Origin of the sequence: Virgibacillus dokdonensis (assembly GCF_900166595.1) — a bacterium.
Lineage (GTDB): Bacteria > Bacillota > Bacilli > Bacillales > Amphibacillaceae > Virgibacillus > Virgibacillus dokdonensis.
On sequence record NZ_LT745763.1, the window covers coordinates 2,873,782 to 2,900,666 of the forward strand.

Annotated in this window: 22 protein-coding genes, 1 tRNA gene and 2 pseudogenes; 10 read left to right on the top strand and 15 right to left on the bottom strand. The window is 35.9% G+C overall.

The genetic code is table 11. The annotated features are described in order from the left end of the window. Positions 1 to 48: 48 nt before the first annotated feature. Positions 49 to 438 (top strand): annotated as a pseudogene (locus B2C77_RS15080) (transposase); the annotation flags it as partial. A gap of 402 nt (positions 439 to 840) precedes the next feature. After that, positions 841 to 1,896 (top strand): dipeptidase, encoded by a 1,056-nt coding sequence (locus tag B2C77_RS15085; protein WP_077705455.1) that lies wholly within the window; start codon positions 841 to 843, stop codon positions 1,894 to 1,896. Positions 1,897 to 2,128: 232 nt separating this feature from the next. Here the strand turns inward: B2C77_RS15085 and B2C77_RS15090 are convergent, their stop codons facing one another. From B2C77_RS15090 to B2C77_RS15105, 4 genes are all read right to left on the bottom strand, one after another. Beyond that, positions 2,129 to 3,100 (bottom strand): N-acetylglucosamine kinase, encoded by a 972-nt coding sequence (locus tag B2C77_RS15090; protein ID WP_077705457.1) that lies wholly within the window; start codon positions 3,098 to 3,100, stop codon positions 2,129 to 2,131. A gap of 8 nt (positions 3,101 to 3,108) precedes the next feature. After that, positions 3,109 to 3,972, bottom strand: coding sequence for an N-acetylmuramic acid 6-phosphate etherase (gene murQ / locus B2C77_RS15095; protein WP_077705460.1), 864 nt, complete (start codon positions 3,970 to 3,972; stop codon positions 3,109 to 3,111). 111 nt (positions 3,973 to 4,083) lie between these two features. Next, a complete protein-coding gene (locus tag B2C77_RS15100; RefSeq protein ID WP_077705463.1) occupies positions 4,084 to 5,169 on the bottom strand; it encodes a DUF871 domain-containing protein in 1,086 nt (361 codons plus the stop codon). Between the two features lie 13 nt (positions 5,170 to 5,182). Beyond that, a complete protein-coding gene (locus tag B2C77_RS15105) occupies positions 5,183 to 5,509 on the bottom strand; it encodes a PTS lactose/cellobiose transporter subunit IIA (RefSeq protein WP_073007731.1) in 327 nt (108 codons plus the stop codon). A 163-nt stretch (positions 5,510 to 5,672) separates the two neighbouring features. On the opposite strand from B2C77_RS15105, the gene B2C77_RS15110 reads away from it, so the two are divergent. The 4 genes from B2C77_RS15110 to B2C77_RS15125 all read left to right on the top strand — a co-directional run bounded on the left by B2C77_RS15110 (position 5,673) and on the right by B2C77_RS15125 (position 9,102). Further along, complete coding sequence (locus tag B2C77_RS15110; protein ID WP_077705466.1) at positions 5,673 to 5,978, top strand: PTS sugar transporter subunit IIB; 306 nt, start codon at positions 5,673 to 5,675, stop codon at positions 5,976 to 5,978. 20 nt (positions 5,979 to 5,998) lie between these two features. Beyond that, positions 5,999 to 7,264, top strand: coding sequence for a PTS sugar transporter subunit IIC (locus B2C77_RS15115; RefSeq protein ID WP_077705469.1), 1,266 nt, complete (start codon positions 5,999 to 6,001; stop codon positions 7,262 to 7,264). Between the two features lie 220 nt (positions 7,265 to 7,484). Continuing rightward, on the top strand, positions 7,485 to 7,796 hold the full coding sequence (locus B2C77_RS15120; RefSeq protein WP_077705471.1) for a hypothetical protein: 312 nt from the start codon (positions 7,485 to 7,487) through the stop codon (positions 7,794 to 7,796). Beyond that, a complete protein-coding gene (locus tag B2C77_RS15125; RefSeq protein ID WP_254843981.1) occupies positions 7,786 to 9,102 on the top strand; it encodes a 6-phospho-beta-glucosidase in 1,317 nt (438 codons plus the stop codon). Before B2C77_RS15120 ends, B2C77_RS15125 begins: the two co-directional genes overlap by 11 nt. A gap of 118 nt (positions 9,103 to 9,220) precedes the next feature. Here the strand turns inward: B2C77_RS15125 and B2C77_RS15130 are convergent, their stop codons facing one another. The 5 genes from B2C77_RS15130 to B2C77_RS15150 form a co-directional block, all read right to left on the bottom strand. Then, a complete protein-coding gene (locus B2C77_RS15130) occupies positions 9,221 to 10,237 on the bottom strand; it encodes a LacI family DNA-binding transcriptional regulator (protein ID WP_077705473.1) in 1,017 nt (338 codons plus the stop codon). A 51-nt stretch (positions 10,238 to 10,288) separates the two neighbouring features. Next, the gene (locus B2C77_RS15135; protein WP_077705476.1) at positions 10,289 to 12,637 is read right to left on the bottom strand and encodes a glycoside hydrolase family 31 protein; all 2,349 of its coding nucleotides are present in this window, start codon (positions 12,635 to 12,637) and stop codon (positions 10,289 to 10,291) included. 47 nt (positions 12,638 to 12,684) lie between these two features. Further along, positions 12,685 to 13,527, bottom strand: coding sequence for a sugar ABC transporter permease (locus tag B2C77_RS15140; RefSeq protein WP_077706935.1), 843 nt, complete (start codon positions 13,525 to 13,527; stop codon positions 12,685 to 12,687). Between the two features lie 5 nt (positions 13,528 to 13,532). Beyond that, positions 13,533 to 14,813: a carbohydrate ABC transporter permease gene (locus B2C77_RS15145; protein WP_073007877.1), complete on the bottom strand. Its 1,281-nt coding sequence runs from the start codon at positions 14,811 to 14,813 to the stop codon at positions 13,533 to 13,535. A 100-nt stretch (positions 14,814 to 14,913) separates the two neighbouring features. Further along, entirely contained in the window at positions 14,914 to 16,188 is a 1,275-nt protein-coding gene (locus tag B2C77_RS15150; protein WP_077705479.1) for a sugar ABC transporter substrate-binding protein, read from the bottom strand. Positions 16,189 to 16,604: 416 nt separating this feature from the next. Here B2C77_RS15150 and B2C77_RS15155 point away from each other — a divergent pair, with 416 nt between their 5' ends. Next, the gene (locus B2C77_RS15155) at positions 16,605 to 18,713 is read left to right on the top strand and encodes an alpha-amylase family glycosyl hydrolase (protein ID WP_077705481.1); all 2,109 of its coding nucleotides are present in this window, start codon (positions 16,605 to 16,607) and stop codon (positions 18,711 to 18,713) included. A gap of 126 nt (positions 18,714 to 18,839) precedes the next feature. Continuing rightward, positions 18,840 to 20,621, top strand: coding sequence for a glycoside hydrolase family 13 protein (locus tag B2C77_RS15160; RefSeq protein WP_077705484.1), 1,782 nt, complete (start codon positions 18,840 to 18,842; stop codon positions 20,619 to 20,621). Positions 20,622 to 20,707: 86 nt separating this feature from the next. Here B2C77_RS15160 and B2C77_RS22390 read toward each other — a convergent pair whose 3' ends face one another. Then, positions 20,708 to 20,842 (bottom strand): hypothetical protein, encoded by a 135-nt coding sequence (locus tag B2C77_RS22390; RefSeq protein ID WP_296360902.1) that lies wholly within the window; start codon positions 20,840 to 20,842, stop codon positions 20,708 to 20,710. Positions 20,843 to 20,907: 65 nt separating this feature from the next. Continuing rightward, positions 20,908 to 21,201: a hypothetical protein gene (locus B2C77_RS22140; protein WP_254843982.1), complete on the bottom strand. Its 294-nt coding sequence runs from the start codon at positions 21,199 to 21,201 to the stop codon at positions 20,908 to 20,910. A 173-nt stretch (positions 21,202 to 21,374) separates the two neighbouring features. Between B2C77_RS22140 and B2C77_RS15170 the strand changes: the two genes are divergently transcribed. Both B2C77_RS15170 and B2C77_RS15175 read left to right on the top strand, forming a co-directional pair. Continuing rightward, positions 21,375 to 21,447, top strand: a tRNA-Thr gene (locus B2C77_RS15170). Between the two features lie 279 nt (positions 21,448 to 21,726). Continuing rightward, positions 21,727 to 22,155 (top strand): annotated as a pseudogene (locus B2C77_RS15175) (BRO-N domain-containing protein); the annotation flags it as partial. Here the strand turns inward: B2C77_RS15175 and B2C77_RS15180 are convergent. The 4 genes from B2C77_RS15180 to B2C77_RS15190 form a co-directional block, all read right to left on the bottom strand. Next, positions 22,136 to 22,639: a hypothetical protein gene (locus tag B2C77_RS15180; RefSeq protein WP_077705490.1), complete on the bottom strand. Its 504-nt coding sequence runs from the start codon at positions 22,637 to 22,639 to the stop codon at positions 22,136 to 22,138. The pseudogene B2C77_RS15175 and the gene B2C77_RS15180 sit on opposite strands and share 20 nt — an antisense overlap. Positions 22,640 to 22,855: 216 nt before the next feature. After that, a complete protein-coding gene (locus tag B2C77_RS15185; protein WP_077705493.1) occupies positions 22,856 to 23,071 on the bottom strand; it encodes a helix-turn-helix transcriptional regulator in 216 nt (71 codons plus the stop codon). 130 nt (positions 23,072 to 23,201) lie between these two features. Next, the gene (locus B2C77_RS21745) at positions 23,202 to 23,342 is read right to left on the bottom strand and encodes a hypothetical protein (protein WP_176087341.1); all 141 of its coding nucleotides are present in this window, start codon (positions 23,340 to 23,342) and stop codon (positions 23,202 to 23,204) included. A 768-nt stretch (positions 23,343 to 24,110) separates the two neighbouring features. Beyond that, positions 24,111 to 26,819: a hypothetical protein gene (locus B2C77_RS15190; protein ID WP_077705496.1), complete on the bottom strand. Its 2,709-nt coding sequence runs from the start codon at positions 26,817 to 26,819 to the stop codon at positions 24,111 to 24,113. Between the last annotated feature and the right edge of the window lie 66 nt (positions 26,820 to 26,885).

Here is a 26,885-nt window from a genome sequence, read left to right on the forward strand (position 1 = left end):
TTCCAACTTTATCATGGGAATCATGTCTTTTTAGATGCAGGAATGTAAGTTTGTAAAGCTGGACATATGGCGATTCGCAAAGCACGCCAAGGAAAGAAAAGTGTCGCGAAGAACCAAACAGATACCTATTATTTTGACGTGGAAAAATGTAAATTTTGTCCGTTCAGAGAAGGCTGTTACAAATCTGGAGCTAAAAGCAAGAGTTATTTCGTAAGCACCAAATCGAATGAACAAAATGAACAGGCGAAGTTCCAAGAAACGAATGATTTTAAAGAGAAATCCAAAGAACGCTATAAGATTGAAGCGAAAAATAGCGAGTTAAAACACAGACACGGATATGATTTTTCAACATCTTCGGGTCTAGTTGGCATGGAAATGCAAGGAGCCATGGCAATATTCTCTGTAAACCTAAAACGAATATTGAAACTAATGGGTTAAAAATAAGCAAATTGAGTGCATAAATCAGTAAAATGAGGACTTACACTAAGAAATCATAAGATTTTCAGTGACCTCTCTTAGGCTGCCTTTCTTCTAAATTTAAATGGGATTGGTACCCTAATTTTTCTTGAATACGTTCTTCATTATAAGGCTTCATAAGTATTATTCCTACACAATTTCTGATCTCCTGAAATGATAACGAATTGTATTTAATTGGAATTCTTCCTATGTTAATTAGCAAACACCAATAGTTATTAATACACTATAAATAACGCACTGGAAATATAAAAGTTATAACTATGTCGAGAAAAACTTCCACTCCTTTAAAAGCAAATGACCATTCTATTCTAAAAAGTGGTAAAATAAGAAACAAATACTTTGTCACGGAAAGGAGTTTACTTCATGACAAACATTCCTATTTTGGATGGTCATAATGATACATTATTAAGATTACACAAGTCACATGAAAGTGAAATGATTTTCTTTAATGAAAATACTTTTGGGCATATTGATTTGCCACGTGCAAGAACAGGCAAGTTTGCTGGAGGCTTTTTTGCTGCCTTTACTCCAAATGAGAACTACAAAGTCGAACCAGAAAAACATGTAACTAAAACAGGATACGATATGCCCTTACCACCACCTATTGATCAGCCATTTGCATTGAATTATACGAACGCCTTGGCTGCAACTCTTTTTAAGCTAGAAGCCGCTTCAAATGGAAAAATAAACGTCGTGAAAAGCAAGGAAGAATTGATCCGTTGTTTGAACAAGCAAAAATTGGCTACTATTTTCCATATAGAGGGAGCTGAAGCGATTGATCGTGAGTTCCATGCGCTTCACGTCCTTTATCAAGCTGGGTTGCGATCATTAGGCATTGTTTGGAGTAGACCTAATCGATATGGCGAAGGTGTTCCTTTTCGCTATCCATCTTCTCCTAACATCGGTGATGGGTTAACAGATGATGGAAAACGCCTCGTAAAGGAATGTAATCAGCTCGGAATTATGGTTGATACAACGCATTTAAACGAGAGGGGATTTTGGGACGTTGTTCAGTTAAGTGATGCTCCTATTGTAGCAACTCATTCAAACGTCCATGCAATCTGTCCAATTTCAAGAAACCTTACCGATAATCAACTCAAAGCAATTAAAGATAGTAATGGAGTAGTAGGCATTAATTATGCAGTCAATATGTTACGTCCTGACGGTCAATTTGATACAAATATTCCATTAGATACCATTGTTGATCATATCTCCTATATAGCGGATAATTACGGAATTGATCATGTCGCTTTAGGATCCGATTTCGATGGCACAACTGTACCAGATAGTCTAAAAGATGTGACAGGTTTACCTAAATTACTAAAGAGGCTAGAAATAGCGGGGTTTGCAGAGCAAGAAATTGAAAAAATTGCTTATAAAAATTGGATACGCGTATTAGGAGAAACTTGGAAGGAGTAAGGTCTATAGTTAGCATTTCAGAAATTAGATATGTAGGGAGTTTATCCTAATAAAGTGATACTACAGGCAGTAACCGTTTACCGTTCTTCTACTTCATGTTTTCCAGCTTATTCAAGGAGATGACCTAAAGTAATAGGTGCTGTTATCTTCCACTTAGACTTGTCTAGCTTACATTTTCCAATTCTTAAGCTGGGAGTCCTACAGCACCTTAAATCCGGATAAACTCTAAATCTTAGTTTGTACTTGCCTCTTGCATCCTTTTTATCATATCAGAAGTAACTTTTACATCAAGTTGTGTAAAACCGCCTACGATAGATCCATAAACAGGTAAGAGAGAAGGAGTTAAAACTCGAAAATAGTCATCCTTTTCCAAGTTCCTATGGACAATTGGTAAAACTCCATCCACATCGTTAAAGATTCCGCCACACAATACCACTTTAACTTCTTCCCTATCTGTAAACAATTTACGATAAAGTGTTACGATGTGATGTACTATTTCAATTGCAGCATTTTCAACTATCCGGCTAGCTACACGATCATTTCTTTTATAGGCACAAAAAACAATTTCAGATAAACTTGCAATCGTTCTCTTCATATCTTGCGCAAAATAAATATGGTCAATGAGAGAGCGAGCATTATCTACACGGAAATGTTCATAGAGCATATCCAATAGTATTGTTTGATCTCCTCTTCCATCTTGGAATTTTAAAGCGGCAGATACACCTTGCCTTCCTATGCTGTAACCACTACCTTCATCACCAAGTAGATGCCCCCATCCCCCTACTCTATCTTTATTTTGCTTCTTGTTTATTCCATAAGCTACAGATCCGGTTCCTGATATATGAACGATCCCCGGATCACCCAAAGTTCCGGAATATAACGCATTTAACGCATCTATCTCCAAATAAACTTTGCTGTTCTTAGGAACTAATGATGATAAAATACCTGTTATTTGCTGTTTTATTTCAGCGCTCCCTGCCCCAGCTATACCTGCATAAACACAGATTACACGTTCAAATTCAACTGGTGCCCGATCTTTTATACGTTGGAATATAGCTTTAAATATCTCATGTAATTCCTGGTTAGATATTACATTTGCATTCGAAGGACCGACTGTAAAATTAATTACTGTATTTCCTCTCATATCAACCATTACTACCTGTGTTTTTGTACCCCCACCATCAATACCAATTATATATTCCATTTTCCCCCTTATTTCCCTTCCCTTTGTATATCCATAATGGCTTCACGTAAATTACCACTGTTTTCCTGTAAAATATAACAGGCCTCATCTGACTTCAATTGAAACATGCTAATAAGAATAGCTGCCTTTAAATTAAACTCAGATTCCTGCAAAGCCTTTTTTGCTTCATGTTCTGTAACATTAGCAATGTCACATACTATACTAACAGCTCTATCTCTTAATTTTTGATTCGTTGCTTGAACATCAACCATATAATTATTATATACTTTTCCATTTTTTATCATAGAAATAGTCGATATCATATTTAAAACCAACTTCTGAGCCGTACCTGCTTTCAAACGAGTAGAGCCTTGAATAACTTCTTCTCCTACAAGAAGTTCAATAGGATAATCGACTAATTGACTTATTTTTGTATTTTCCTTACAGACAATACAAGCAGTAGGTATATGCTGTTTTTTTGCTTGCTTAATTCCACCAATAACATAAGGTGTTTGACCGCTTGCTGCAATAGCGATTAGGAAATCTTTTGATGATAGATGCTGTTTCGCATCATGTTCCCCCGATTCTACACTATCCTCTGCATTTTCAATTGCTTGTCTGATCGCATTTTCCCCACCAGCAATCAAAGCAGTGAACAGATCGGGTTGAACCCCAAAAGTTGGTGGACATTCCGATGCATCTAGTACACCCATTCTTCCACTTGTGCCTGCCCCCATATATATAATTTTTCCGCCATTCTTAATCGTTTCGGTTACTTTTTGAATAACGGGCTCAATCTGATGAAAAGCTTTTTCTACAGAAACAGGAACCGTCGTATCTTCTTTATTCATATAAACCATAATTTCTTTAATAGACATTTGATCTAAACCCATTTAAAAGAACCTCTCTTCAATTTTGAGCTACATTCGTTTAACGTCCATGTAAAGCTAGTGAATAATTTTTTCAAAAGCTGCCACACCAAATTTATGTAACTCAAATTGTTTTCATTTTTCTTCGAAGCCAAACTTATCCCATGGCTGCAGATGATCAAGAAGTAATACCTCTTCCTCACGTATTCTGCCAACAACATTGGACTTACCTGAATTCACCATATCTTGCAATGCAATTTGTAACTCTCCAGCATATTGTTTATATAAATCACTTTCAATAATAATATCCCCGCGCTTTATATTCGGTGTATGATGCACAGGGAAAGAATGCCCTCGATACTTGACCCGACTTTGAGTAGACCGAATTAAATAATCAGATACATCCCCACGATAGAAATGTGGTTCATCAAAAATAATTTTTCTCTCCAAGTCAGAGATTCCTTCTTCTACTTTTATTGAAAAAATAATTTTTTCACGCTGTAGCGTACTCAGCTTCTTTAGCTCTTCTTCAGATGCATAAGCATTGCCAATAATTACATCGTCAATTAAATTGGTAGCCCATAAATGTTTTGCCTGTACTTCAATAGGTAATGTACGGTGCATTTCCAAAGTAGGAAGGCCTTCCATAATAGGCCATGGTCCATAAGTCGCATCGGAAGAAGATACAAATGCTGCTGTTCTTAAACCGTAATCTTTAAATTTCTTACTACACTGTATAAAAAAGTCATAAGCAAGACCTGAATACCTATGTGGATAAAAATTATGACAGCCTACTAACTTTTCTTTATTAGGACGATAACTCATGATATTATCTAAGTATTTCGTTGCGTTACTCATGTTTATTTCTATCTTTAATTCATACGGATTAAAAGTCATTTGCGCTTCTTCATTTCCAGTAAAGCCAAGATCTAATCGAATACCATCAACACCTAATGCATTAAAAAATGATAAATCATTATATGAAATATTTAATTCTGAAAAAACTCTTGGATTTATATCACAAATTACTTCCATACCCAGTTGTTTGGAGAACTGAATGGTTTGTTTAAAGTGTTCAATAATTTTCTCAGCATCACCTTCCATGGATAGAAGGCATGTAAAAATACGAGTAAAACCATATTTATGCGCCAATTCAATATACGCTAAATCATCTTCCACCCTTGAATGATTCGGGTATATAGAAATCCCCAAGTTTCTCATCTAATCACCTCTATCATGATAATTTTGTTTCTAAGCAATGAATTCGTTGTAGCATTTTTATCATCTGTTCAATTAAAGATATTTCACTAATGGATGTCATTAGATGGTCTTGGGCATGCACCATTAATAATGACATCTTCACTGGTTCATCATTTATTTCTGCTTGAATTAATTTCGTTTGCGTATTATGCGCTTTCGTTAATTGCTCTTGTGCTTCCTTCAATTTTTCTTCTGCATCGGAAAATGCGCTCTCATAAGCTAACTCCAGAGCTTTGTAGGCAGTAGCTTTCGCGTCACCACCGTGGGAAATAATAGAAAAAATATCCATTTCTACATTCATGATATAGACCTCCTTAGCTATTTATCAACATCATATCATACTTAAAATAAAATTTTAAGTTTTATTTTTTTATATTGAATTTTTCTTTCACATACTATATAATCAATGTATGTGAAACCCTTTTCACATTTTCACGACTTATACAAATTGAGGAGGTAATAAAATGAAAGTGTTATTTGTATGTTCTGGGGGAATGTCTAGCGCAATTGTAGTTAAGGCGCTAAAGACGGAAGCGAAAAAACATGGGCATGAAATGGAAGTCCACGCTATTGGAACAAGTGAGGTTGAACAAGAAATGCAAAAAGAGTGGGATGTTTGTATGGTCGCACCACAAATTAAACACCGCTTTGACCAAGTCAAAGTGCATGCGGACGAAGCAGGAGTTCCTTGTGGAGCAATTCCAGCACAAGCTTACACGCCATTAGGTGGTCCTTTACTATACAAAACTCTAAATGAACTCATCAAGTAAAGCGAAGGGGAGAGATTACCTTGAGTAAATTTGTAGATTTTATGGAAAATAAACTATCCGCTCCTATGGCACGTTTATCGGAACAACGTCATTTATTAGCTGTTCGAGATGGAGTTATTTCTGCATTACCTTTTATTATTGTTGGATCATTCTTTTTAATCTTTGCTTTTCCGCCATTACCACAGGATTGGTCAATTACACAATGGGCAACAGCGCATGCTGCAGAAATTTTAATTCCATACCGAATGACCATGTTTATTATGTCATTATACATAGCATTTGGTATTGGCTATAATCTAGCGAAGTCCTATAAAGTAGACCCTTTATCCGGAGCGCAAATCGCTGTTGCGGCTCTACTATTAACCCTAACGCCAACTGCTCTTGATGAATTAGGGTTTGTTCTACCAATGCAATATTTAGGTGGACATGGACTATTTGTTACCATTATTGTATCCATTCTTGCTGTAGAAATATTTAGAGTTTGTAAACAAAAACAAATTACCATTAAATTACCTGAGCAAGTACCATCTTCGGTTTCTCGCTCATTCGAAGCACTTATTCCCGTTGCCATAGTAATCATCTTAATGTCAACCATTACCGTTGTAATGGGAGTAAATCTACATCATGTAGTCGATAAATTAGTTGCTCCATTAGTAACTGCAGGCGATAGCTTATTCGGTGTATTAGTACCAGTATTTCTCATCACTTTCTTCTGGTCATTCGGTATACATGGGGTTTCTGTCGTAGGTTCTATTGCAAGGCCACTATGGGAAGTATATCTTGTTAACAACTCTCAAGCAGTGGCAGATGGAGCTTCGACCATTCCGCATATCGCACCAGAAACTTTTTACCAATGGTTTATTTGGATAGGTGGTTCTGGGGCTACATTAGGTCTCGTTATTGCGATGTTGCTTTTCGCAAGATCTAAATACATTAAAAATTTGGGTAGAGCTACGATCGTTCCTAGTTTGTTTAATATAAACGAACCAGTTATTTTCGGGGCACCAATTGTTCTTAATCCCTTATTGATTATTCCGTTTATTATTACGCCAATTGTTACAGCGATTATTGCTTATTTTGCAACATCTATAGGATTAGTAAGCCCGACATATATTATGCCACCATGGACATTACCAGCTCCAATTGGTGCATACTTATCCACTGGTGGTGATTGGCGAGCTGTTGTATTAGTACTAATAAATATTACCATATCTGTAACAATCTATATGCCGTTCTTAAAGCTATATGATAAAAAAATGATAGCTATGGAACAAGGAGAGGAATAAGAAAATAACATTACAATGGGACAGGCATCCAAAGCATTAGGCTCCCATTCATTATTATCGGAGTGTAATAATATGAAAGAATTTGGAGTGCAAGGTGGAACGCAGCTATATGGGATCAATTTCATCCTTGCGTAAGACGTTCATTTTTCCTATGCAGCAATGAAGAAAAGAGAATAGAAGGTGTTCTCTTTTCTTTTTACTCTATAGATGAGGTGAAAATATGATTCAATCCAAAGGCATCATCCCTAGAATTAGTTTTAAAGGGGTATTTGTGTTTATGTCAATAACCATTTTAGGGTTATTGCTGTTTCCCACCCTTTTCATGACTTTAGGTATTACTAAAACAGCTAGTTTTTTTATCGCTTGTACCATTTCTTCATCCATTGGTAGTATGCTCGTTTTAACTAAAATTGATGGAAAACCTACTGAAAGAATCTATTTCAGAAAAAGAATAGCGCTTTCAATGATTGTCGGACTTTTATCAAGTGCACTCATTATTTTTGTTTTTGGAGGAGATATTTTTGGATACTAAAGGTATAAAACTTGTCACTATTGGCGGTGGATCAAGCTATACACCAGAATTTGTGGAAGGCATTATTAAACGGTATAACGAATTACCAGTCAAGGAGCTCTGGCTTGTCGATATCGAAGACGGCAAAGAAAAACTTGATATTGTAGGAAACCTAGCTCGAAGAATGGTTAAAAAAGCCAACATCCCGATGGAAGTACATTTAACTTTAGATAGAGAAACTGCTTTACAAAATGCGGACTTTGTAACTACACAAATTCGAGTCGGATTGTTAGATTCAAGAATTAAAGATGAAAGGATACCAATTAAACACGGAATGATTGGCCAAGAAACAAATGGTGCTGGCGGATTATTTAAAGCCCTTCGAACCATTCCAGTATTAATGGAGATTGCTGAAGACATGCAAAAATTATGTCCAAACGCTTGGTTAATTAATTTTACAAATCCAGCAGGTATCGTTACGGAAGCATTAGTAAAATATAGTAAACATAAAAAAGTGGTTGGTGTTTGTAATGTACCAATTAATATGAAAATTACTATTGCAGACCTTTTAAGCGTGCCTGAAGAAAAAGTTCAAATTGAATTCGCAGGTTTAAACCATATGTCTTATGGTACGGATGTATTTGTAGACGGGGAATCAAAATTAGCGGAAGTGATTGAATTATTGGCTAAACCTGAAAATCAACTATCTATGAACAATATAGCACCTCTTCCATGGGAAGAAGAATTTATTAAAGCACTTCATATGATACCTTCTCCTTATCATCGTTATTATTATAAGACGAAGGAAATTTTAGCTAATGAACAAAAAGAATACCAAGAAGGAAAAACAAGAGCAGAAACAGTCAAAGAGCTGGAAAGTAAGTTATTTGAACTTTATAAAGATCCAGACCTAAATATTAAACCACCCCAACTTGCTGAAAGAGGTGGCGCATACTATAGTAATGTCGCTTGTAATCTTATTTCATCTATTTATAACAATACAGGAGACATCCAAACGCTTAATGTTGTGAACAACGGAGCAATTTCCAGTCTTCCTGACAACACTGTAGTCGAAGTGAACTGTACCGTAACAAATAAAGGACCAATCCCTTTAGCTGTCGGTGCTTTACCATCTCCTATTAATGGACTTATTCAACAAATCAAGTCTTTTGAGCTAGCTGCGATTGAAGCAGCTGTAACAGGTTCTTATGAAAAAGCATTGTTGGCATTATGTATTAACCCTTTAATTACAGATGATGGAAAAGCAAAAGTAATTCTTGATGAATTACTTGAAGCACATAAAGAATATTTACCACAATTTCAATAATACTTAATAAAAAACTTGGCTTGTCACCATGTCCTATGGCGAATGCTGTAGTTTTTCTTAAACGATAAAAACCATACGTCAAAAATGAAAGCTACATTCTGGCGCATGGTTTTTATTTTTATCTTCCCCCTACAGAATCCCGATACACAATTTCATGTGGAATAATGATACGTTTTTCAGGGACAAAATCCGATTGCGTTTTTTCAATTAAAGCTTTCGCAGATTGTACACCCAGTTGATATATTTGAATGTCAACAGTTGTTAAAGCTGGACTTGTCAGTTCAGATAGGTATACATTGTTAAAGCTTACCAATGAAATATCAGTAGGGACATCATACCCTAATTTTTCCAAAGCACTTAGCACCCCTAGACTCATTAAATCATCACTTACAACAATTCCTGTTGGCGGATGCTCTAATTGCAGCAACTTCTCTATTGCTTCTCTCCCTCCTGATTGAAGGAATTCACTATGAATACAATAAGCTTCACAAACTGGTAGTTCCGCTTCATTTAAAGCCGCTTTATATCCGTTTTCTCGATCCATCGTTACAATAAGATCTCTGGAACCACCAATAAAAGCAATATGCTCATGGCCTTGGTCAATTAAATAATTTGTTATCTCTTTTCCTGCTTTATAGTTATCATTATCGACATGTGTAATTTCACTTACATAATCATACGGTTTTCCTACAATTACAAATGGGAAATCTTTTTCACGCAAAAAATTTGTTATTCGGTCATTCATACGTGAGTAAAGTAAAATGATTCCGTCTACATAACTGCCATAAACCATACGTTCTACTTCAGCAAACATCTCTTCTTCTGTTCCACCACTCGATAACATCATCGAATATTGCATATCATGGGTAACCGTTCCGATACCTCGCAACACTTCCGGGAAGAACGGATTTTGTAAAGACTTATCAGCAGATGAAGGCATCACAACGCCAATCGTTTTGGTAGACTTGGCGACTAAATTTCTAGCATTTACGTTAGGGTGATATCCTAATTCCTTCATTGCCTTTCGAACCTTCTTTTTCGTATCCAGACTGATTCTCGGATTATCTGCAATTACTCTAGACACAGTAGAAGGTGATACACCTGTCGCCTTTGCTACATCTTTTATTGTTACCATTTTTTACATCTCACCCTCTACTCCATCATTTGTATCATTAGTTAGTATATGTTATAGGTTTATCGTTGTTTGCTTTCCACTTTTCGCTCCATTTATTATAACATGCTGCCCTTCGCTAAGACCAATTACATTCACTTTTATGTCCTGATAACTTGGCTGATACGTACCCTCTTTGCGTTTCACTTCAACGGCTACTTGATCCTTTGTCGAGATGATCTCTAAGTCGAGTTTAAGATAAGTACCATTCTCAAAAGCAAATGTTTCTCCATCATCATCATAAAGCATACATGTATATGTTGCATCTTTCTGGCTTGCGAAAATATGCATGGTCATATCGGTTCCTTGTTTTTCCTTGTTAGAGATATAAGGATTTTGCAACACTGCTGTTCCTTTTTTAATAAAGATCGGTAATTGATCCAGTTCTGCATGAACAAGGTGTACTTTACCCCCTTCAAATTCTTTTCCCACAATGAAGTCTACCCAATCACCTTCTGGAAAGTATACAGCACGATCTGTAACTGCTGGGGCTAAAATTGGCGCGATCATCACATTATCCCCAACCATAAATTGATCGTTTAGATTATAGGTCTTCTCATCAGTAGGATACTCCATGAATAACGGACGCATTACAGGCAAACCTCGTTCACTTGCTTGACGAAACAACGTATACCATTGTGGCATCCATTCATAACGCATTTTAATATATCTTCTTATAATATCTTCATACTCTTCCCCAAACTGCCATGGCTCTTGATACAGCGTTCCGATAGCTGAATGATTACGGAAAAACGGTGTAAACGCGCCAACTTGCGTCCAACGAACCAATAGTTCTGGGTTTGTATCATGGGCAAATCCACCTACATCAGGGCCAGTAAAAGCAACACCAGATAACCCTAAGTTCATTACCATTGGCAGACTCATTTGTAAATGTTCCCAAAAGCTCCGATTATCGCCCGTCCATACTGTAGCATACCGTTGTACACCAGCGTAACCGGAACGAGTAAGCAAAAAAGGACGTTTACCATTTAATTGTTCTTTTAATCCTTCGTAGGTTGCTTTCCCCATTAATAAACCGTAGACATTATGCAATGCACGATGTGTTGTAGGATTGCCATCATTCCGATGCATGACAGCGGTATCCATTGTTTTTGTTTCATTAAATACAGCTGGCTCATTCATATCATTCCAGACACCTTCTACACCCATATCGCTGTAAAACATATGCTTATCGCCCCACCATTTCCTTACACGTTCCTCGGTAAAGTCAGGAAAGGCGCTTTTACCTGGCCAAACTTCTCCAATATAAATATCATCTTCAAGATACTTACAGAAGTTGTCATCTCTTACCCCTTCTTGGTAAATGGTATATTCAGGATCTTTTTTCACACCTGGATCAACGATTGGCACAACACGAATTCCCATATCTCGAAGATCCGCTATTAATTTTTTAGGATCAGGGAAACGATTTTTATCAAACGTAAATACACGATAACCATTCATATAATGAATATCTAAATGGATGACATCAACAGGAATATCTCGCTCCACAAATTTTTTCGCTAAAGCACGAACTTCTTCTTCCGATTCGTAGCTATACCTTGACTGGTGATAGCCTAATGCCCACTTTGCTGGAAGAGGCATTCTTCCAGTTATGAAAGTATATTGTTCTAAAACTTCTTTTGGAGTGGGCCCTGCCATCACATAATAATCGACTTGTCCCCCTTCTGCACGAAAGGTATACATATTATTATAGCTTTTCATATCAAAGGTCGTTCTAAATGTATTATCAAAAAAGATACCATGTGCTTTTCCTTGGCGTAGTGTCATAAAGAAAGGAATAGATTGGTACAAGGGATCTGTTTCTGGATTATGCGGTGCATATACATCACTATTCCACATCTCATATTTTTCTCCGCGTTTATCTAAAAAACCACTTTTTTCTCCGAATCCATAGTAATGATCTGTAGTGAATTTCTCTTTACATACGATTACTTCTCCGTTTTCTCTAAAAGCCATGCCACGTTCTTTTTCTCGAACAATAACGCGTCCGTTGATTTCATGAATAGAGACACGAAATGGCTGTTTACGTATAGCAACTTCAAGCTCCTCTGTTTGTAACAAAATGATATCCGACATTTCCTTTTCAGTAATTGGCATGTTTTTTGGCTCTACTACCACTGATTTCGAGTCATTTAAATCAACTTTCCCTGTAGGATTCATTACAACCCTAACAATGGAAGGATGATAAAAACAAACAACGACATGTCCCTTTTCACATCGAAAAGAGTAGCCTTGGGAATTTCTCTTAAACTCTATTACATTCCCAATATCGCAGAATCGAATTGCTTCTGTCTCTGTATTATTTCCTGGATGAATAGCAAAACTAGTATCCTCTAGCACGGTAATACCTCCTACTGTCGATTTTCGAACCGAAAAAAGATATGTTGCTACCCTTTCGTCGCTCCTGAGGTTAAACCAGAAATTAAGTAACGTTGCAATAATAAGAACACAAGCGCAATTGGCACAGCAATAAGGATGGAACCAGCAGCAAACCTAGTGAAATTTGTTGAAAATTGGTCATTGATAAAATTAAATAACCCTAGTGCTAATGTATATTTTTCAGGACTTGTTAGCACAATCCTTGGCAATAAAAAGTCCATAAATGGCGCCATAAAATTAAATAATGCGACAACGGCTAAAATAGGCTTGGCCAATGGTAACATAATCGTCCAAAATATTTTTAAATGACCTGCCCCATCTATTTTTGCCGCTTCGTCCAGTTCTTTAGGTATCGTATCAAAGTACCCTTTCACCAACCATGCGTTGAAAGGAATTTGCCCACCTAAATAGATTAACATTAAACCATAAAGAGAATCGGTTAAGCCAATTGTATTTAATAGAATGTACAAAGCAACCATACCCATTAAAGCAGGAAACATTTGTAATAGTAAAAACATGTACAATCCGTATTTTCTACCAACAAATTTGTATCGTGAAAATGCGTATGCAATTAACGATGTAATGATAACCGAACCGACAGAATTGACAACGGCAACATAAAGGCTATTTTTATACCAGATGACATAATCACTATTTGGATCAGTAAACAACCATTTATAATGTTCTAACGTTGGGTTTTTTGGTATTAGCTCTGTAACCATCATGTTAGAACCCGGATTTAAGCTCATCATAAATGCCCAAAACAGTGGGTATGCGATTAAAACAAACATAACAAATAAAAAAATATAGATAAACGTTACTTCTATTTTTGATTTTTTCTTACGCGACATAGCCATTAGTAACGCCCCTCCTCTTTAAACGAAGCCGTTTTTCTAAACTGATAAAAGGCAAATATAGAAACAACTAACCCCATAATTATCGTGATTGCAGCAGCCATATTGTAGTTATTAGATTCAAATGTTAGTTTATACACCCAGGATATTAGTATATCTGTTCCCCCAGCGTTTTGACCACGAACTGCTGGGTTACCTTCATTAAATAAGTAAATAATATTAAAGTTATTAAAGTTTCCTGCATATTGCATAATTAACAATGGCGCAGTTGCAAATAAAATATGCGGTAATGTAATGTGTCGTAATTTTTGCCATCTTGTACCACCATCCACATCTGCTGCTTCGTACATATCTCGAGGAACGCTTTGCAATACACCTGTAAATAAAGCAAACACAAACGGAAAACCTAGCCACGTTTGAATCATAATTAAAGCAACCTTTGTCCAAAATGGATCAGATAACCAAGGCAACATAACATTAAACTGGCTTAGAATATCACGATTAATGGCTCCAAAAGTAGGATTAAATAAGGCCGAGAAAATTAAGATAGAGACAAACGCCGGAACCGCCCAAGGAAGAATTAGTATCGTCCGTATTGCCCGTTTAAATTTTATTCGTGTATCGTTTACTAACAATGCTAATATTAACCCTAAAGCAATCTGCAATGTAGTGGCAACAACCGTCCATACTATCGTCCAACTAAAAACACTAAAAAATGTATCTTTCCAAATATCAATATGAACTAAATCAACAAAATTAGTAAAACCCACCCAATCCAACAGTTTTCGGGGAGGGGCATTATATTGATTGTAGTTTGTAAATGCTAACGCAAACATAAATAGTAAAGGTACTACAACAATAAATAACAACATAATTAACCCCGGCATTATCATGAAATAAGGGAAACCGTTGTTATAAAACCCTTTTACACCCTGTAACAAGGTTGGTTTAGGTCGATTTGCTTCTCTTGCTATGGCGTCAGAACGAGCATCCATAAAATTATAGATGTATATTCCAATACCGAATGCTAATACAATTAATGAAATTAAACCTTGAATAAGTAATTGAATAGAATGGTGTTCCCTAGGTATCGTACCAAGTGTAAAAAGCCCCCAAATACCTATATCTATATAATCCCAAGTTGTAATTAAAAATGCAGTTGAAATAATTAAAAATATAAAACCTTTTAAAAAACGTCGATTATACATTTGTCCTAAACCAGGTATAATAGATAAGATTACTGCTAGTGTACGAGGTTGTATTTTTCGGGTTTTAGATACCATCTTTTCTTCAGCCATCCCGTTTCTCCTCCTCTTGAAACATACTGTGACAAAATTTATCGTAAGCGATTGCGGTATAGTCTCTCTATACCGCAATCATATTTTAATTAGCGCCAGTAGACTCTATTTTTTGTTTAATAGACTCTACTGCCTCATTTAAAACTTCCTCTACAGGTTCACCTTTAGAAATAAAGTTTAAAGCATCATTAAACGGTTCCCATACTTGCTGCATAGCCGGTACACTAGGCATAGGCTCTCCATATTTAGTCTGTTCAGCAAATGCTGAGTAAAGAGGATTTTCAACAATTTCCGGGTCTTCCATGGCATCTTTACGCGCAGGTAGTTCTCCGGCAATATCGTAATAAAGTAAAGAACTCTCAAAATTAGTCAAATAAGCCATTAAATCTTGAGCCCACTCTTTGTTTTCTGAATAATAAGAAAGCATATATGACTTAATACCTACAAATGATTTAGGGTGTTCCCGGTTATCTAAAACAGGAATTGGAGCTGCACCTAAATCTTCTCCTAAATCTTCCTCATATTCTCGAACCATCCACGGTCCATTGATAACTGCGGAAACCTTACCTTCTTTAAATAAACCATTCAATATATCAGGAGTTAGATCTTGTGGAATATATTCTTTTTCGTACCATTCTTGTACTAATTCTCCACCTTTGATAGCGCCTTCATTATTTAAACCGATATCCGTTGTATCGTATTTCCCATTTTCATTTCCGAAAACGTAAGCTCCATTTCCTGAAAAGAATGGATATACAAAATACAAATTCGCTGCTTCTAACAAAAATCCATATTCATCTCTTGCAGGATTAGTATCCTTTTCAGCAATTTCCATAATCTGTTTCATTTCTTTCGGTTCTTCTTTTACACGAGACTTGTTATAAAACAGAGCATAAGTTTCCGAAACAGCTGGATAACCCCAATACTCTTCCTCATATTGCACAGCTTTCAAAGCATTCTCTGTATATTCTTCTTCTTTTTCTCCAAGATCAATTGGCTCTACCAATCCTCTAAGGACTAAGTCGCCTATTCTATCATGAGGTTGGTAAATAACGTCTGGTCCATTACCTGCAGGACCCTCTACATCCAATTTTTCAATTTGTTCTAACATACTAACTGGAATCATTTCAACTTTAATCCCTGTTTCTTCTGTGTACTTTTTGGTCATTTTTTCTAAGGCTTCTCTTTGTTTTTCTTCATCATTTACCCACAGCGTTAAAGTTTCTGGTTTTTCTGGCATTTCATCAGTAGTTTTGGCATCTTCTTTTTCACCTGATTTTTTACTATCATCAGGCCCACAAGCTGCTAAAAAGCCAATAAGTAAAAACATTGCAAGTAAATACATAAAACCTTTTTTCATATTTGACCCTCCTAAAAATGAAGTTATTCACAATCAGCACATTTTGTGAAAACGTTTGCGCTATATTGTATTTTTATTATACATCAATTTAAGTAAAATGCAATATTAAATATAAATTGTTTTCTTTATTAAGTATAGTATGGTTACGTTTGCAACGAATTACACTTTATTCTCATTATATTAGCGCAAACGTTTTGATGAAGGGTAACTGAATTTTTTATTAATCCTTCACTTTTAGATTGACATTTTAAATTAAGCGTTTAATAATTAATTTATATACTATGTTAGACAGCATAATTTGAGGGCAATGCTTTTGTTTATCAAACAACCCCGACTTTTGATGAAGTCGGGGTTGTTTTTTTGAAGGGAGGGTAATTGTTGCTAACTTCTCACAAAATTATAAGGAGGATGTATGAATGAAAAATATTTGGAAATCGCTTGCATTAATTATTTTTATTTTTTTCGCCACACCCAACCTCGTTTCAGCTGATCAAAATGAAATGAGCACAATTAATTACTCTAAAGATGTTATTTACCAAATTGTAACAGACCGCTTTTGGGACGGCGATAAAAATAACAACCCACCAAGTGATATATACAGCGCGGACTGCCAAAACCTTCATAAGTATTGTGGAGGGGATTGGCAAGGAATTATAGACAAAATTAATGACGGTTATTTAACAGACTTAGGCATTACAGCTATTTGGATTTCTCAACCAGTTGAAAATATACATGCTTTGCATCCAAATGGCTATACATCATACCATGGTTATTGGGCTAAAGATTATAAACGAACAAACCCTTATTACGGAGATTTTTCTGATTTTGATCTTTTAATCAATACTGCACACCAAAATAATATTAAAGTAATAATGGATTTTACACCTAACCACTCTTCTCCAGCTTTAGAGTCAGATCCAAATTATGCTGAAAACGGAGCAGTATTTGATGACGGCTCATTATTAGGTAGTTATTCCAATGACCCTGAAAATATTTTTAACCATAATGGAGGAACTGATTTTTCAAGTTACGAAGATAGTATTTATCGAAACCTATATGACTTAGCTGATTATAATTTAAATAGCGCCAAAATGGACAACTATTTAAAAGATTCCATTAAGTTATGGCTAGATAAAGGCATTGATGGTATCAGAGTAGATGCAGTAAAACATATGCCTCAAGGATGGCAGAAATCACTAATGAATGAGATTTATACACATAAGCCTGTATTCACTTTTGGAGAATGGTTTTTGGGTAAAGGAGAAATTGATCCAAAAAACCACCATTTTGCTAATGATAGTGGTATGAGCTTATTGGATTTTAGATATGGACAAACTATTCGTTCTGTTTTAAAGGATGGTACAAGTAATTGGCATCAATTTCATGAGATGATAAAACAAACAAAAAATAATTACAATGAAGTAAATGATCAAGTAACATTTATTGATAACCATGATATGGCTAGATTTACATCTGAAAAGTCTTCAAAAACATCTACAGATATTGCATTAGCAGTATTATTAACTTCTAGAGGCGTACCTACTATCTATTATGGTACGGAACAATATTTAACTGGAGACAAAGACCCTGAAAACAGAAAACCAATGACAAAGTTTGATAAAACTACGAAAGCATATAAAGTCATCCAAAAGCTATCAAACTTAAGAAAAACAAATCCAGCTCTTGGCTACGGACGTACAAAACAAAGATGGATAAATTCAGACGTATATATATTTGAAAGAAAATTTGGTAACAACGTTGTGATAACCGCTGTAAATAAATCAGATAAAACGTATACAATTTCTAATCTTAAAACATCCTTTCCAAAAGGAAAATATCGAGACATACTAAACAGTAACTTAGCTGGAGTAGATTTGGTTGTTCAAGATAATGGAGATGCGGATAATTTTGATATCGAACCAAATTCAGTATCTGTTTGGGAATGTACTCAAAAATCTGAATCACCCTTAATAGGACATGTTGGTCCTATGGAAGGACAATATGGAAATACGGTTACAGTTTCTGGAGAAGGGTTTGGAAAGGAAAGAGGTACCCTAAAAATAGGGGATGAAAAGGCAAAAATAATAAGCTGGGATGATTCAAAAATAAAATTCCAAATACCGAAGATGTCTGGCGGAAAATATGATATTTCACTTAAAACATCTCAAAAAATAGAAAGCAATACCTATCAAGATTTTGAAGTTTTAAACGGAAAACAAGTAAGTATTCAATTTGTAGTTAATGACGCCTATACAAGAACGGGAGATAATATTTATCTAACCGGTAATATAAGTGAACTTGGCAATTGGAAAACCGAGGAAGCCATTGGTCCTATGTTCAATCAAGTTCAGTATAAGTATCCTAAATGGTATTATGAGGTAAGTGTCCCTGCTAATAAAAAAATTGAATTTAAATTTATAAAAAAAGATCATACAGGTACTGTAATATGGGAAAGTGGAAAAAATCACACATATACTACACCAAAACAAGGGACCGATACAATTAAAGTAGATTGGCAGGAATAAATATTTAACTCACTTTAATGGAAGGTGGCTCGCGCTCTATGCGAGCTGTGGTGGTTTCTGACTCTAGTAACAAAGGAATTTTAAAACAATTTTAGCGCAAACGTTTTAATTAAGGAGGTAATAAAAATGAGGAAAGAAGCAATCTATCATAGGCCTAAAAATAACTTCGCTTATGCCTACGACAAAGAAACACTACACATTGTTCTACAAACAAAAAAAGACGATATGAAAACAGTACAGCTTATATTTGGTGACCCATACAATTGGAAAAATGACGAGTGGCAAAGTGAAACGAATTCAATGGTTAAAACAGGTTCTACAGATTTCCATGATTATTGGTTTATTGCCATTCGCCCACCATATAAACGATTACGCTATGCTTTTATTTGCAGTGATGAATCAGAAACGTGCTTTTATGGGGAAAGTGGCATTTTTGACAACCCTCCAAAAGGTATCGCTAACTATTTCTGCTTTCCATTTTTAAATGCAGCCGATGTATTTCAAGCACCAGAATGGGTGAGAGATACGATTTGGTATCAAATTTTCCCCGAACGATTTGCAAACGGGGATAAAAATCTAAATCCTGAAGGCGCTTTACCTTGGGGGTCTACCGATCCTTCAACAACAAACTTTTTTGGCGGGGACTTTCAAGGAGTTATGAATCATTTAGATCACCTTGAAAGTTTAGGAATAACAGGCATTTATTTTACGCCAATTTTTAAAGCGGATTCTAATCACAAGTATGACACGATAGATTATATGGAGATTGATCCGCAGTTTGGTGATAAACAAACGTTTAAAAAGCTAGTGGAAGCTTGCCACGATCGAGGGATTAAAGTAATGCTTGATGCCGTATTTAATCATAGTGGCTATTACTTTCCACCGTTTCAGGATGTATTGAAAAACCAAGAGCATTCCAAGTACAAGGATTGGTTTCATATTTGGAATTTCCCTGTCGTTACAGAGCCACAACCAAACTACGACACATTTGGATTTGTCGCATCGATGCCTAAACTAAATACGGAAAATCAGGAAGTAAAAGACTATCTATTAAAAGTTGCGCGTTACTGGATAGAGGAATTTGATATTGATGGTTGGAGACTAGATGTAGCTAATGAAGTGGATCACAGTTTCTGGCGCGATTTTCGTCGTACCGTTAAAGAAGCAAAGCCAGATGCTTATATATTGGGTGAAATTTGGCATGATTCCATGACTTGGCTGCAAGGCGACCAGTTTGATGCTGTTATGAATTATCCGTTTACGAATGGGGTCATCGACTTCATTGCCAAAAATACAATGGCTGCAACTACATTTAAAAATGCGATTACAAAAGTATTGCATATGTACCCAAGGAATGTAAATGAAGTGGCATTTAATTTATTAGATAGTCATGATACACCAAGAATTTTAACGATAGCTAACGAAAATATCGACCGTATTAAATTGCTTTACCTGTTCCAGTTTTCCTTCTCAGGAACCCCTTGTATATATTACGGGGATGAAATCGGCATGAGCGGAGGACACGACCCAGGTTGCCGCGCTTGTATGGAATGGGATGAGGAAAAACAGAATTGGGAGCTGTTTACCTATGTACAGAGACTAATTCATTTACGTAAAACGGAGCCTTTATTCGGAAATGACGCTTCATTTCGCTTTTTATATGCAAATGATAAGACGAATACGATTGCCTATGAAAAATATGACGAGAAAAAACGTCTTATTTTCCTGTTAAATGCAGGTGAAAAAGAGGCTAGTATATCAAATGCTTGCATTTTTGAAGCGAGCGAGCAAGTAAATGAATGGAGCGTTTCTCTCCAATCAAATGGTGTGAGTAAAGAATGTACAAACATATCAGAATCGCTAACTGTACCAGCTCTTTCCTATCGTATATTTGAATGTACGAAATAATATGTAAAGCCTTTTGAGGTGGTTTCTCAAAAGGCTTTTTCGTACTATAGGATGGCTTCGATGTTTCGTATATGGCTGATAGTATCTTAAGATAACTCAATTTGTCCACCTGCTTTATGCAACAGAAATGAATGAATTTGTTGTTTGTGGTGATTATCATGCCAAATAAATGCGGCAATATAATTAAATAATGTGTGTGGATAACCAGAATATTGATCCATTTTCTCGCCGTTTAATGTGAAGTTTGCAAAAGATTCAGCTTCTGTTTTCTGTTTTACAGCAAAAACTAATTTTTCACGCGTAATCGTTTTTTGCTCAATGAGATGTTTGCATATGCACAGGCTGGCGTGTTGATTATTTCAAAGTCCACGCTCTGAATAGTAGCATCTTGCTTCATTTTTGGAAGCATTTCTTCAAGAATGTACCTATCCCAAAAAGTCATATGACTAATGATCTCTGCTGTCGACCACTTCCCTTTCGCAATTGCTTGGAACATGTCATCTTCTGGCACTTTGGTTAACTCGCTTATCCAATTATTGCATATAGCAAATGCATGTACTAACGCTTTCATACTTTCCATCGTTCTTCCTCCCCACTCCCCATATAATTCGATATAATCATTAGTACCCAAACGCCCATCATACATATTATCCAAATTTACGAAAAAGTCCTTCTTTTGGGATTTTTATTTCTATGAGGAAAAGGGTTGATGAATAAAAATGATAGGAGTATTATATTTTATGTAATACCTTTGCTGGTGTAGCACAGTTGGTAGTGCACTTCACTCGTAATGAAGGGGTCGGAGGTTCGAATCCTCTCACCAGCATTAATACAGTAGAGCGCTTAAACCTTTTATGTCAATGGTTTAGGTGCTCGTTTTTATTGGTACAGTTTATACTATTTTTGAGTGATACAGCATTTTTGCCGCAAAACTGCCACAAAAAAATGTAACCTTATATTAATAAATTCATATAATAAATGAAAAACGTATGGTGTGTTTTAAGTCGGTTAAAATTTTGTTGTCGATATAGAACTTTTTCTTTTAATAATATTAATACCATCGTTTTTAATAATTCCTCAATAGAACGGGAGCTTTGGGGCAACAGAAGCGGCGAAAGCTTTAAGTTTTTCAAAACCTCATGATGCAATAAAAAATCACGTTGATGAGGATGACTCCGCCATCCACGGAGTCATCGACAAACTAGGCAGAAAACAAAGAAAGAAATTCGTGAATGAATCGGGATTGTACGCTTTGATCTTTGGAGCTTCTAAGCAAGGTAATAATCCAGAAATAAGAGAAAGAGCTAAGAAATTTAAACGTTGGGTAACTCATGAAGTGCTTCCGTCAATCAGAAAACATGGAATGTACATGACAAACCAACTAGCACAAGAAATTACGAACAATCCAGAAATCATCCATTTTATTGCAGAGCAAGTCGCCAAAATAAATACGGCTAATAATCAATACCATGAACAAACGAACAACAAATTAGAAGTTATCGACAAAAAGATTTTTAGTTATCAATTCCTGTGACTTCTGTTGCCTTATTTAAACTTAATTCAATATCAGTATTCCCCACAATATGTCTTACCTTTTTAGTATAAAGTTTATTCGTCGTAGTTTTTGCAAACAGCACGATAATAACTTTTTCTCCAGTAGAGTACCCTGCTTTAAATAATTTTAGATCAATCTCTCTTTTGCTTTTTGTAAACCCTTTAGTATCAGCCCATTCTAATTTCACTCTTTTTGTATCCCTTGATAAAACATTGATTTTCTTATCCTTTTTCATTTTTATATAAAATCCTATTTCGGTAATAATAATAGGTACATTTCTCTTATTTACAAACCTGATTTGATATAGCCTCTTCTCTTTTCTAAACAATAATTCTCCCTTTGGAAAATTACTAACACGAACGGTATACAATGTAACTGCAAGTGCTAAAAGAGTCAATACTGAGAGTGAAATATTTGATATGGCAGTTATAGCATTCCAATCAACTATACCGTTTTCAAGCAATTCAGCAACCCCCTTTTTTCACTAAGTTATTATCTCGCCATCCTTTTCGAGGACTGTCCTGTGATAATCTGGATTAACTTCTTCTGTTGGTTGTTTATCCCAACAGTTTGCTCTTTCTAATAATTTAAGCCAGCAGGAACAGCCATTTTATATTCGCCGATATATAAGCGGTGACCTCTATCCTCATTGGTTATCGCTCCTCTCGTGCTCTTCCTTCTATCTTCTTTTCGCTTCCCCCTTCATATTTGACGGAAACAGGTCATTTAATGTGCATTTAAATATTTTTGCTAACAATAACCCTTCTTGAATAGTGAACTGTTTTTTTCCGCGTTCTTTTTCGTGGTATGTTTGAGGATGCACCCCCAACTTTATTGCTACCTCTTTTTGATTTAGCCCACTTTCCCTTCTCGCTATATACAGATTGGAATTCATCTACCTTTCCTCCTTATACTTAATTAGCTATTTTCTCTAACTCTGTATCAAACAAATAACCTATCAAGAGACTTAGCTAATTGTTGAATAGTCATAACAAGATCCATTCCAAAATTCAACCTCGCTTCATTCAAGCTTTTCTTTTACCGCTAGTGATAAATTTGTTTGTTTCCTCCTTCTCTTTTCTTCTTCTTTTAATAATTATCGGTGCTGAATGTAAAGCAAAAAACATTAGAATTTTCTCTTGAACATGCTCTGGTGCGTTGTTCACGTTCGTCACCTCCTTTGTTTTTATTTAATTCCGAACCACTCGTTGATGGCATCATAGATGCCGAAATCACTTATAGCTGAAAAATTTTGCTTGTTTAAAGCCATTATTAGGCCTGTTATCCGTTAAACGGATATTGGCTTTTTTTAATCATCACGCCTTCTGAACGTTGCGATCTAAATATTACTTTATAGATACCGAAGTCACTTAGAAAAAAACTTTTGATTCATACCCGTCAATTTGACAGATGTGAGATATTTCTTTTTTAAATGTCTTGTCATTGCGCTTGTTTCGCTATAACCCAACGCATTAGCTACCGCCCACCATTCAGATTATTAAAACTTCAACAAATAACCTTTATTAGAAAAAACTTGAGTAGAGGACAAATTGTCCCTAGTTGCAGATTACTCTACTAGTACCCTTGTCCAATTTTGGATAGGCTCCTTCTGTAGTAAAAAATCACGCATGGTATAGCAAGTACCCACCTTTTGTGGGTAGGTAATTCCAATTAGGACGACCTAAGTTAGGGCTCCCTATACTTTAAGTGATGATGGCACATTTATTTCTATCTGCTAAACGGATAGTATTCTTTTCTTAATCATCAAGCAATACCTATTACATTCACTATAACAGATCCCTCAAATTTGAAGATACCCTTCAGGGATTTTTTTGCTTATTTTTAGCAATACAAACTGAGGGTTGCCGAAAATTCGGCAACCTGGTGTAAAAAAAGAAAGACTTGAAATAAATCAAGCCTCTGAAATAGGAATATTACCTAAAACTATCCCTCACCTTCTTATTACGTCTTTGCTTTTCTGTCACATAAGGCTCTGCGATATAACCTAGTTGTCTACCATCTACTTCAAAGCTTAAATGTCTCATAGCCTTAACCATAGCCATAGCCATTTTATCGTAGTCAATAGATTCGCCACCATTAGCCGCAGGATTATATTTCTTAGGTACTACAGCTTCACCTTCGTGTAAGTACGCCAACCCGTCTTTAGCTACGTAGTTTGTACCTACGTTTAACTTAGGAATGTTAGGGATGTTAGGAAACCCAATTGATTGCCCGCCTTTACCCCCAAGCCCGGGAACCCAATCGGGAATTTTAGGTAGTTTTATATCTAACCCATTTAAAGCGTTAATCATTCCATTTATAGCACCTATAACACCATTAACAGCACCTTTTACACTACCCGTTATGCCATCCCATATATCATCGGTTGAGCTTTTAACACTATCCCATACGCCTGTGATGGTATCTTTAATGCTGTTAAACACTCTTGATACGGTTCCTTTCAAACCATCCCATATACCCGTGACAATGCCTTTTATTCTATTCCACATGTTTGATGTGATACTTTTAAGCCTGTTCCATATACCAGATATGACGTCTTTAATACCATTAAAAATCCCACTTGCAGTTGACTTAATACCATTCCATAACCCTGTCACAAATGATTTAATAGCATTCCATACGGTTGATGTAACGGACTTAATACCATTCCACACGCTCGAAAAGAATGCTTTTACAGCATTAAATACAGTCATGGCTACTGATTTAATCCCATTCCACACGCCCGTTAAAAATGCTTTTAAGGCTGTCCATACAACGGTTGCTACTGTTTTAATATTATTCCACGTTTCAGCAAAAAAGTTTTTAATTGCTGTCCAAACAACCACAATTACATTCTTCATGATTTGCCATTGTTCATTGAGAAATGCACCTAATGATGTAACAACTTCAACAGATTTAGCTTTTAACCAATCCCAAGTTTCCCCTATCCACTTAGAAACAGAATCCCAATTCTTCCACAGTAGTACAATTCCAGCTATCAAACCTGCAATAGCTGCTATAGTTCCCCATATAGGTGCAGATATAGCTCCAATCGCTGTGGCTACAGCAGAACCTACAACTTTCAATACACCAAGTATTTTTGTTACAGAAAATATGATAGGTGCTAACGCCATTAATGCACCAAGCACAACGGTTATCACAGAACCAATAACAGCCAAAGTAGATACCAGAGCAGAATTTTCTTTTGCCCAATCTGCGAACGTTCCTACTACATCAGCAATATCATCTAATAAAGGTTTGAGTGTTTCTTTTATAGAAACAAAAGCTTCTCTGATTCTTTTTAATGGATCTTCGTCGGCTTCTTCTACTGCATCTGTAAATCCTTCCGTTCCTTCTTTTAGATCAAAAGTATCTTTTTTCGCATTTATCAATACATCTGTAATAGCTTTCCCTTGATCTTCGTACATTGTTCCGAAAATAGCTACACCTAGTTGACTTCTTTTTGTTTCATCATCAACGCCAACCAAAGCCTTTGCTACATCAGACATTGCCTGCTTTCCTGTTTCTCCGCCTTTCGCTACATCTTTACCCCACTGCTGTAGTTGTTCAGATGAAATATCAGTTCCTTCTATTAGTTTCTCTACAGATTTAGGTACTTCATCACCAAATTCAGAAAGAAGTTTTCTCCCTTCTCCTAATCCATCTAAAAGATTATCTATATTCCAAGATTTCGTATCAACGCCAGAAGCGAATATGGTTTGTATTTCTTCGGCGTTGTAACCAGCCATAGATAATTGAGTACCATACTCAGCTATAATATCTAATTGTTCTGGAGGGAAGTTAGCTTTCAGTAATGAGTTAGTTAATGCTAAAGCTTCTTCATTACCTATCCCTAGTGCTGCGCCTATCTCATTTGTTTCTTGTATTAATTCTGTGAAATCAATACCAGAATAGTTACTAGCGATAACAGAAGCGCCTTTAGCCACTTTTGAATTAACTTCATCAGTTGCATTTGCGTTTAAAGCCCATTGCCTGCGAACACCTTCTAAAGCTTCTTCTGCATCAATTCCATAAGTAGTGACTTCATTTATTGCCCCTCTTACCGCTTCTTTTGATTTTTCTGGTACATCAAAAGTAACATCAATTTTTGTATCTAAGGATGATGTATCGAGCGCCTGTTGTATAGCTGTTCCTGCACCAACTCCTGCCGCTAAACCACCTAAAGCTGATTCAACGCCATCTATGGCTTTTTCGGTTTTTCCTGCTTCATCTTTAACGCCTTTCATATCTTTTTGCAGGTTATCTAATTCTTTACCATCATCAACAGAAGCTAACTTCTTTTTAAATCCATCTAGTTGGCTCTCTGTTTTAATAACTTCCCTTTGAAATGCTCTGTAAGCATCTTCCCCTATACCCCCACTTTTGAATTGTTTTTCAACTTGTTGCTGAGCTTTACGTAATTGACCAAGTTTATCACTTGTGTTTTCTACTTGTTGAGTGAGTATTTCCTGTTTTTGCGCTAATAGAGTGGTGCTTTTAGGATTAAACCTTAAACCTCGTTCCACTTCCCTTAATTCACTATTCAATTCGCTACTACGCTTATTTACGTCTTTAAGCGCCTTGTCCAGTCCTTTCGTTTCACCATCTAATTGTATTGTGATGCCCTTAATACGTTTTGACATAATATTCCTCCTTGTTAAATAAAAAAAGCACTAACTAAACGAAAAATCGTTTAATCAGTGCCCTGG

What these genes read in the sequence shown, in the direction of transcription:
- B2C77_RS15085 (WP_077705455.1), top strand. Translation starts at nt 841, where the DNA reads ATGACAAACATTCCTATTTTGGATGGTCATAATGATACATTATTAAGA.
- B2C77_RS15090 (WP_077705457.1), bottom strand. Translation starts at nt 3,100, where the DNA reads ATGGAATATATAATTGGTATTGATGGTGGGGGTACAAAAACACAGGTA.
- murQ (WP_077705460.1), bottom strand. Translation starts at nt 3,972, where the DNA reads ATGGGTTTAGATCAAATGTCTATTAAAGAAATTATGGTTTATATGAAT.
- B2C77_RS15100 (WP_077705463.1), bottom strand. Translation starts at nt 5,169, where the DNA reads ATGAGAAACTTGGGGATTTCTATATACCCGAATCATTCAAGGGTGGAA.
- B2C77_RS15105 (WP_073007731.1), bottom strand. Translation starts at nt 5,509, where the DNA reads ATGAATGTAGAAATGGATATTTTTTCTATTATTTCCCACGGTGGTGAC.
- B2C77_RS15110 (WP_077705466.1), top strand. Translation starts at nt 5,673, where the DNA reads ATGAAAGTGTTATTTGTATGTTCTGGGGGAATGTCTAGCGCAATTGTA.
- B2C77_RS15120 (WP_077705471.1), top strand. Translation starts at nt 7,485, where the DNA reads ATGATTCAATCCAAAGGCATCATCCCTAGAATTAGTTTTAAAGGGGTA.
- B2C77_RS15130 (WP_077705473.1), bottom strand. Translation starts at nt 10,237, where the DNA reads ATGGTAACAATAAAAGATGTAGCAAAGGCGACAGGTGTATCACCTTCT.
- B2C77_RS15140 (WP_077706935.1), bottom strand. Translation starts at nt 13,527, where the DNA reads ATGTCGCGTAAGAAAAAATCAAAAATAGAAGTAACGTTTATCTATATT.
- B2C77_RS15145 (WP_073007877.1), bottom strand. Translation starts at nt 14,813, where the DNA reads ATGGTATCTAAAACCCGAAAAATACAACCTCGTACACTAGCAGTAATC.
- B2C77_RS15150 (WP_077705479.1), bottom strand. Translation starts at nt 16,188, where the DNA reads ATGAAAAAAGGTTTTATGTATTTACTTGCAATGTTTTTACTTATTGGC.
- B2C77_RS15155 (WP_077705481.1), top strand. Translation starts at nt 16,605, where the DNA reads ATGAAAAATATTTGGAAATCGCTTGCATTAATTATTTTTATTTTTTTC.
- B2C77_RS15160 (WP_077705484.1), top strand. Translation starts at nt 18,840, where the DNA reads ATGAGGAAAGAAGCAATCTATCATAGGCCTAAAAATAACTTCGCTTAT.
- B2C77_RS22390 (WP_296360902.1), bottom strand. Translation starts at nt 20,842, where the DNA reads ATGGATCAATATTCTGGTTATCCACACACATTATTTAATTATATTGCC.
- B2C77_RS22140 (WP_254843982.1), bottom strand. Translation starts at nt 21,201, where the DNA reads ATGGAAAGTATGAAAGCGTTAGTACATGCATTTGCTATATGCAATAAT.
- B2C77_RS15185 (WP_077705493.1), bottom strand. Translation starts at nt 23,071, where the DNA reads ATGAATTCCAATCTGTATATAGCGAGAAGGGAAAGTGGGCTAAATCAA.
- B2C77_RS15190 (WP_077705496.1), bottom strand. Translation starts at nt 26,819, where the DNA reads ATGTCAAAACGTATTAAGGGCATCACAATACAATTAGATGGTGAAACG.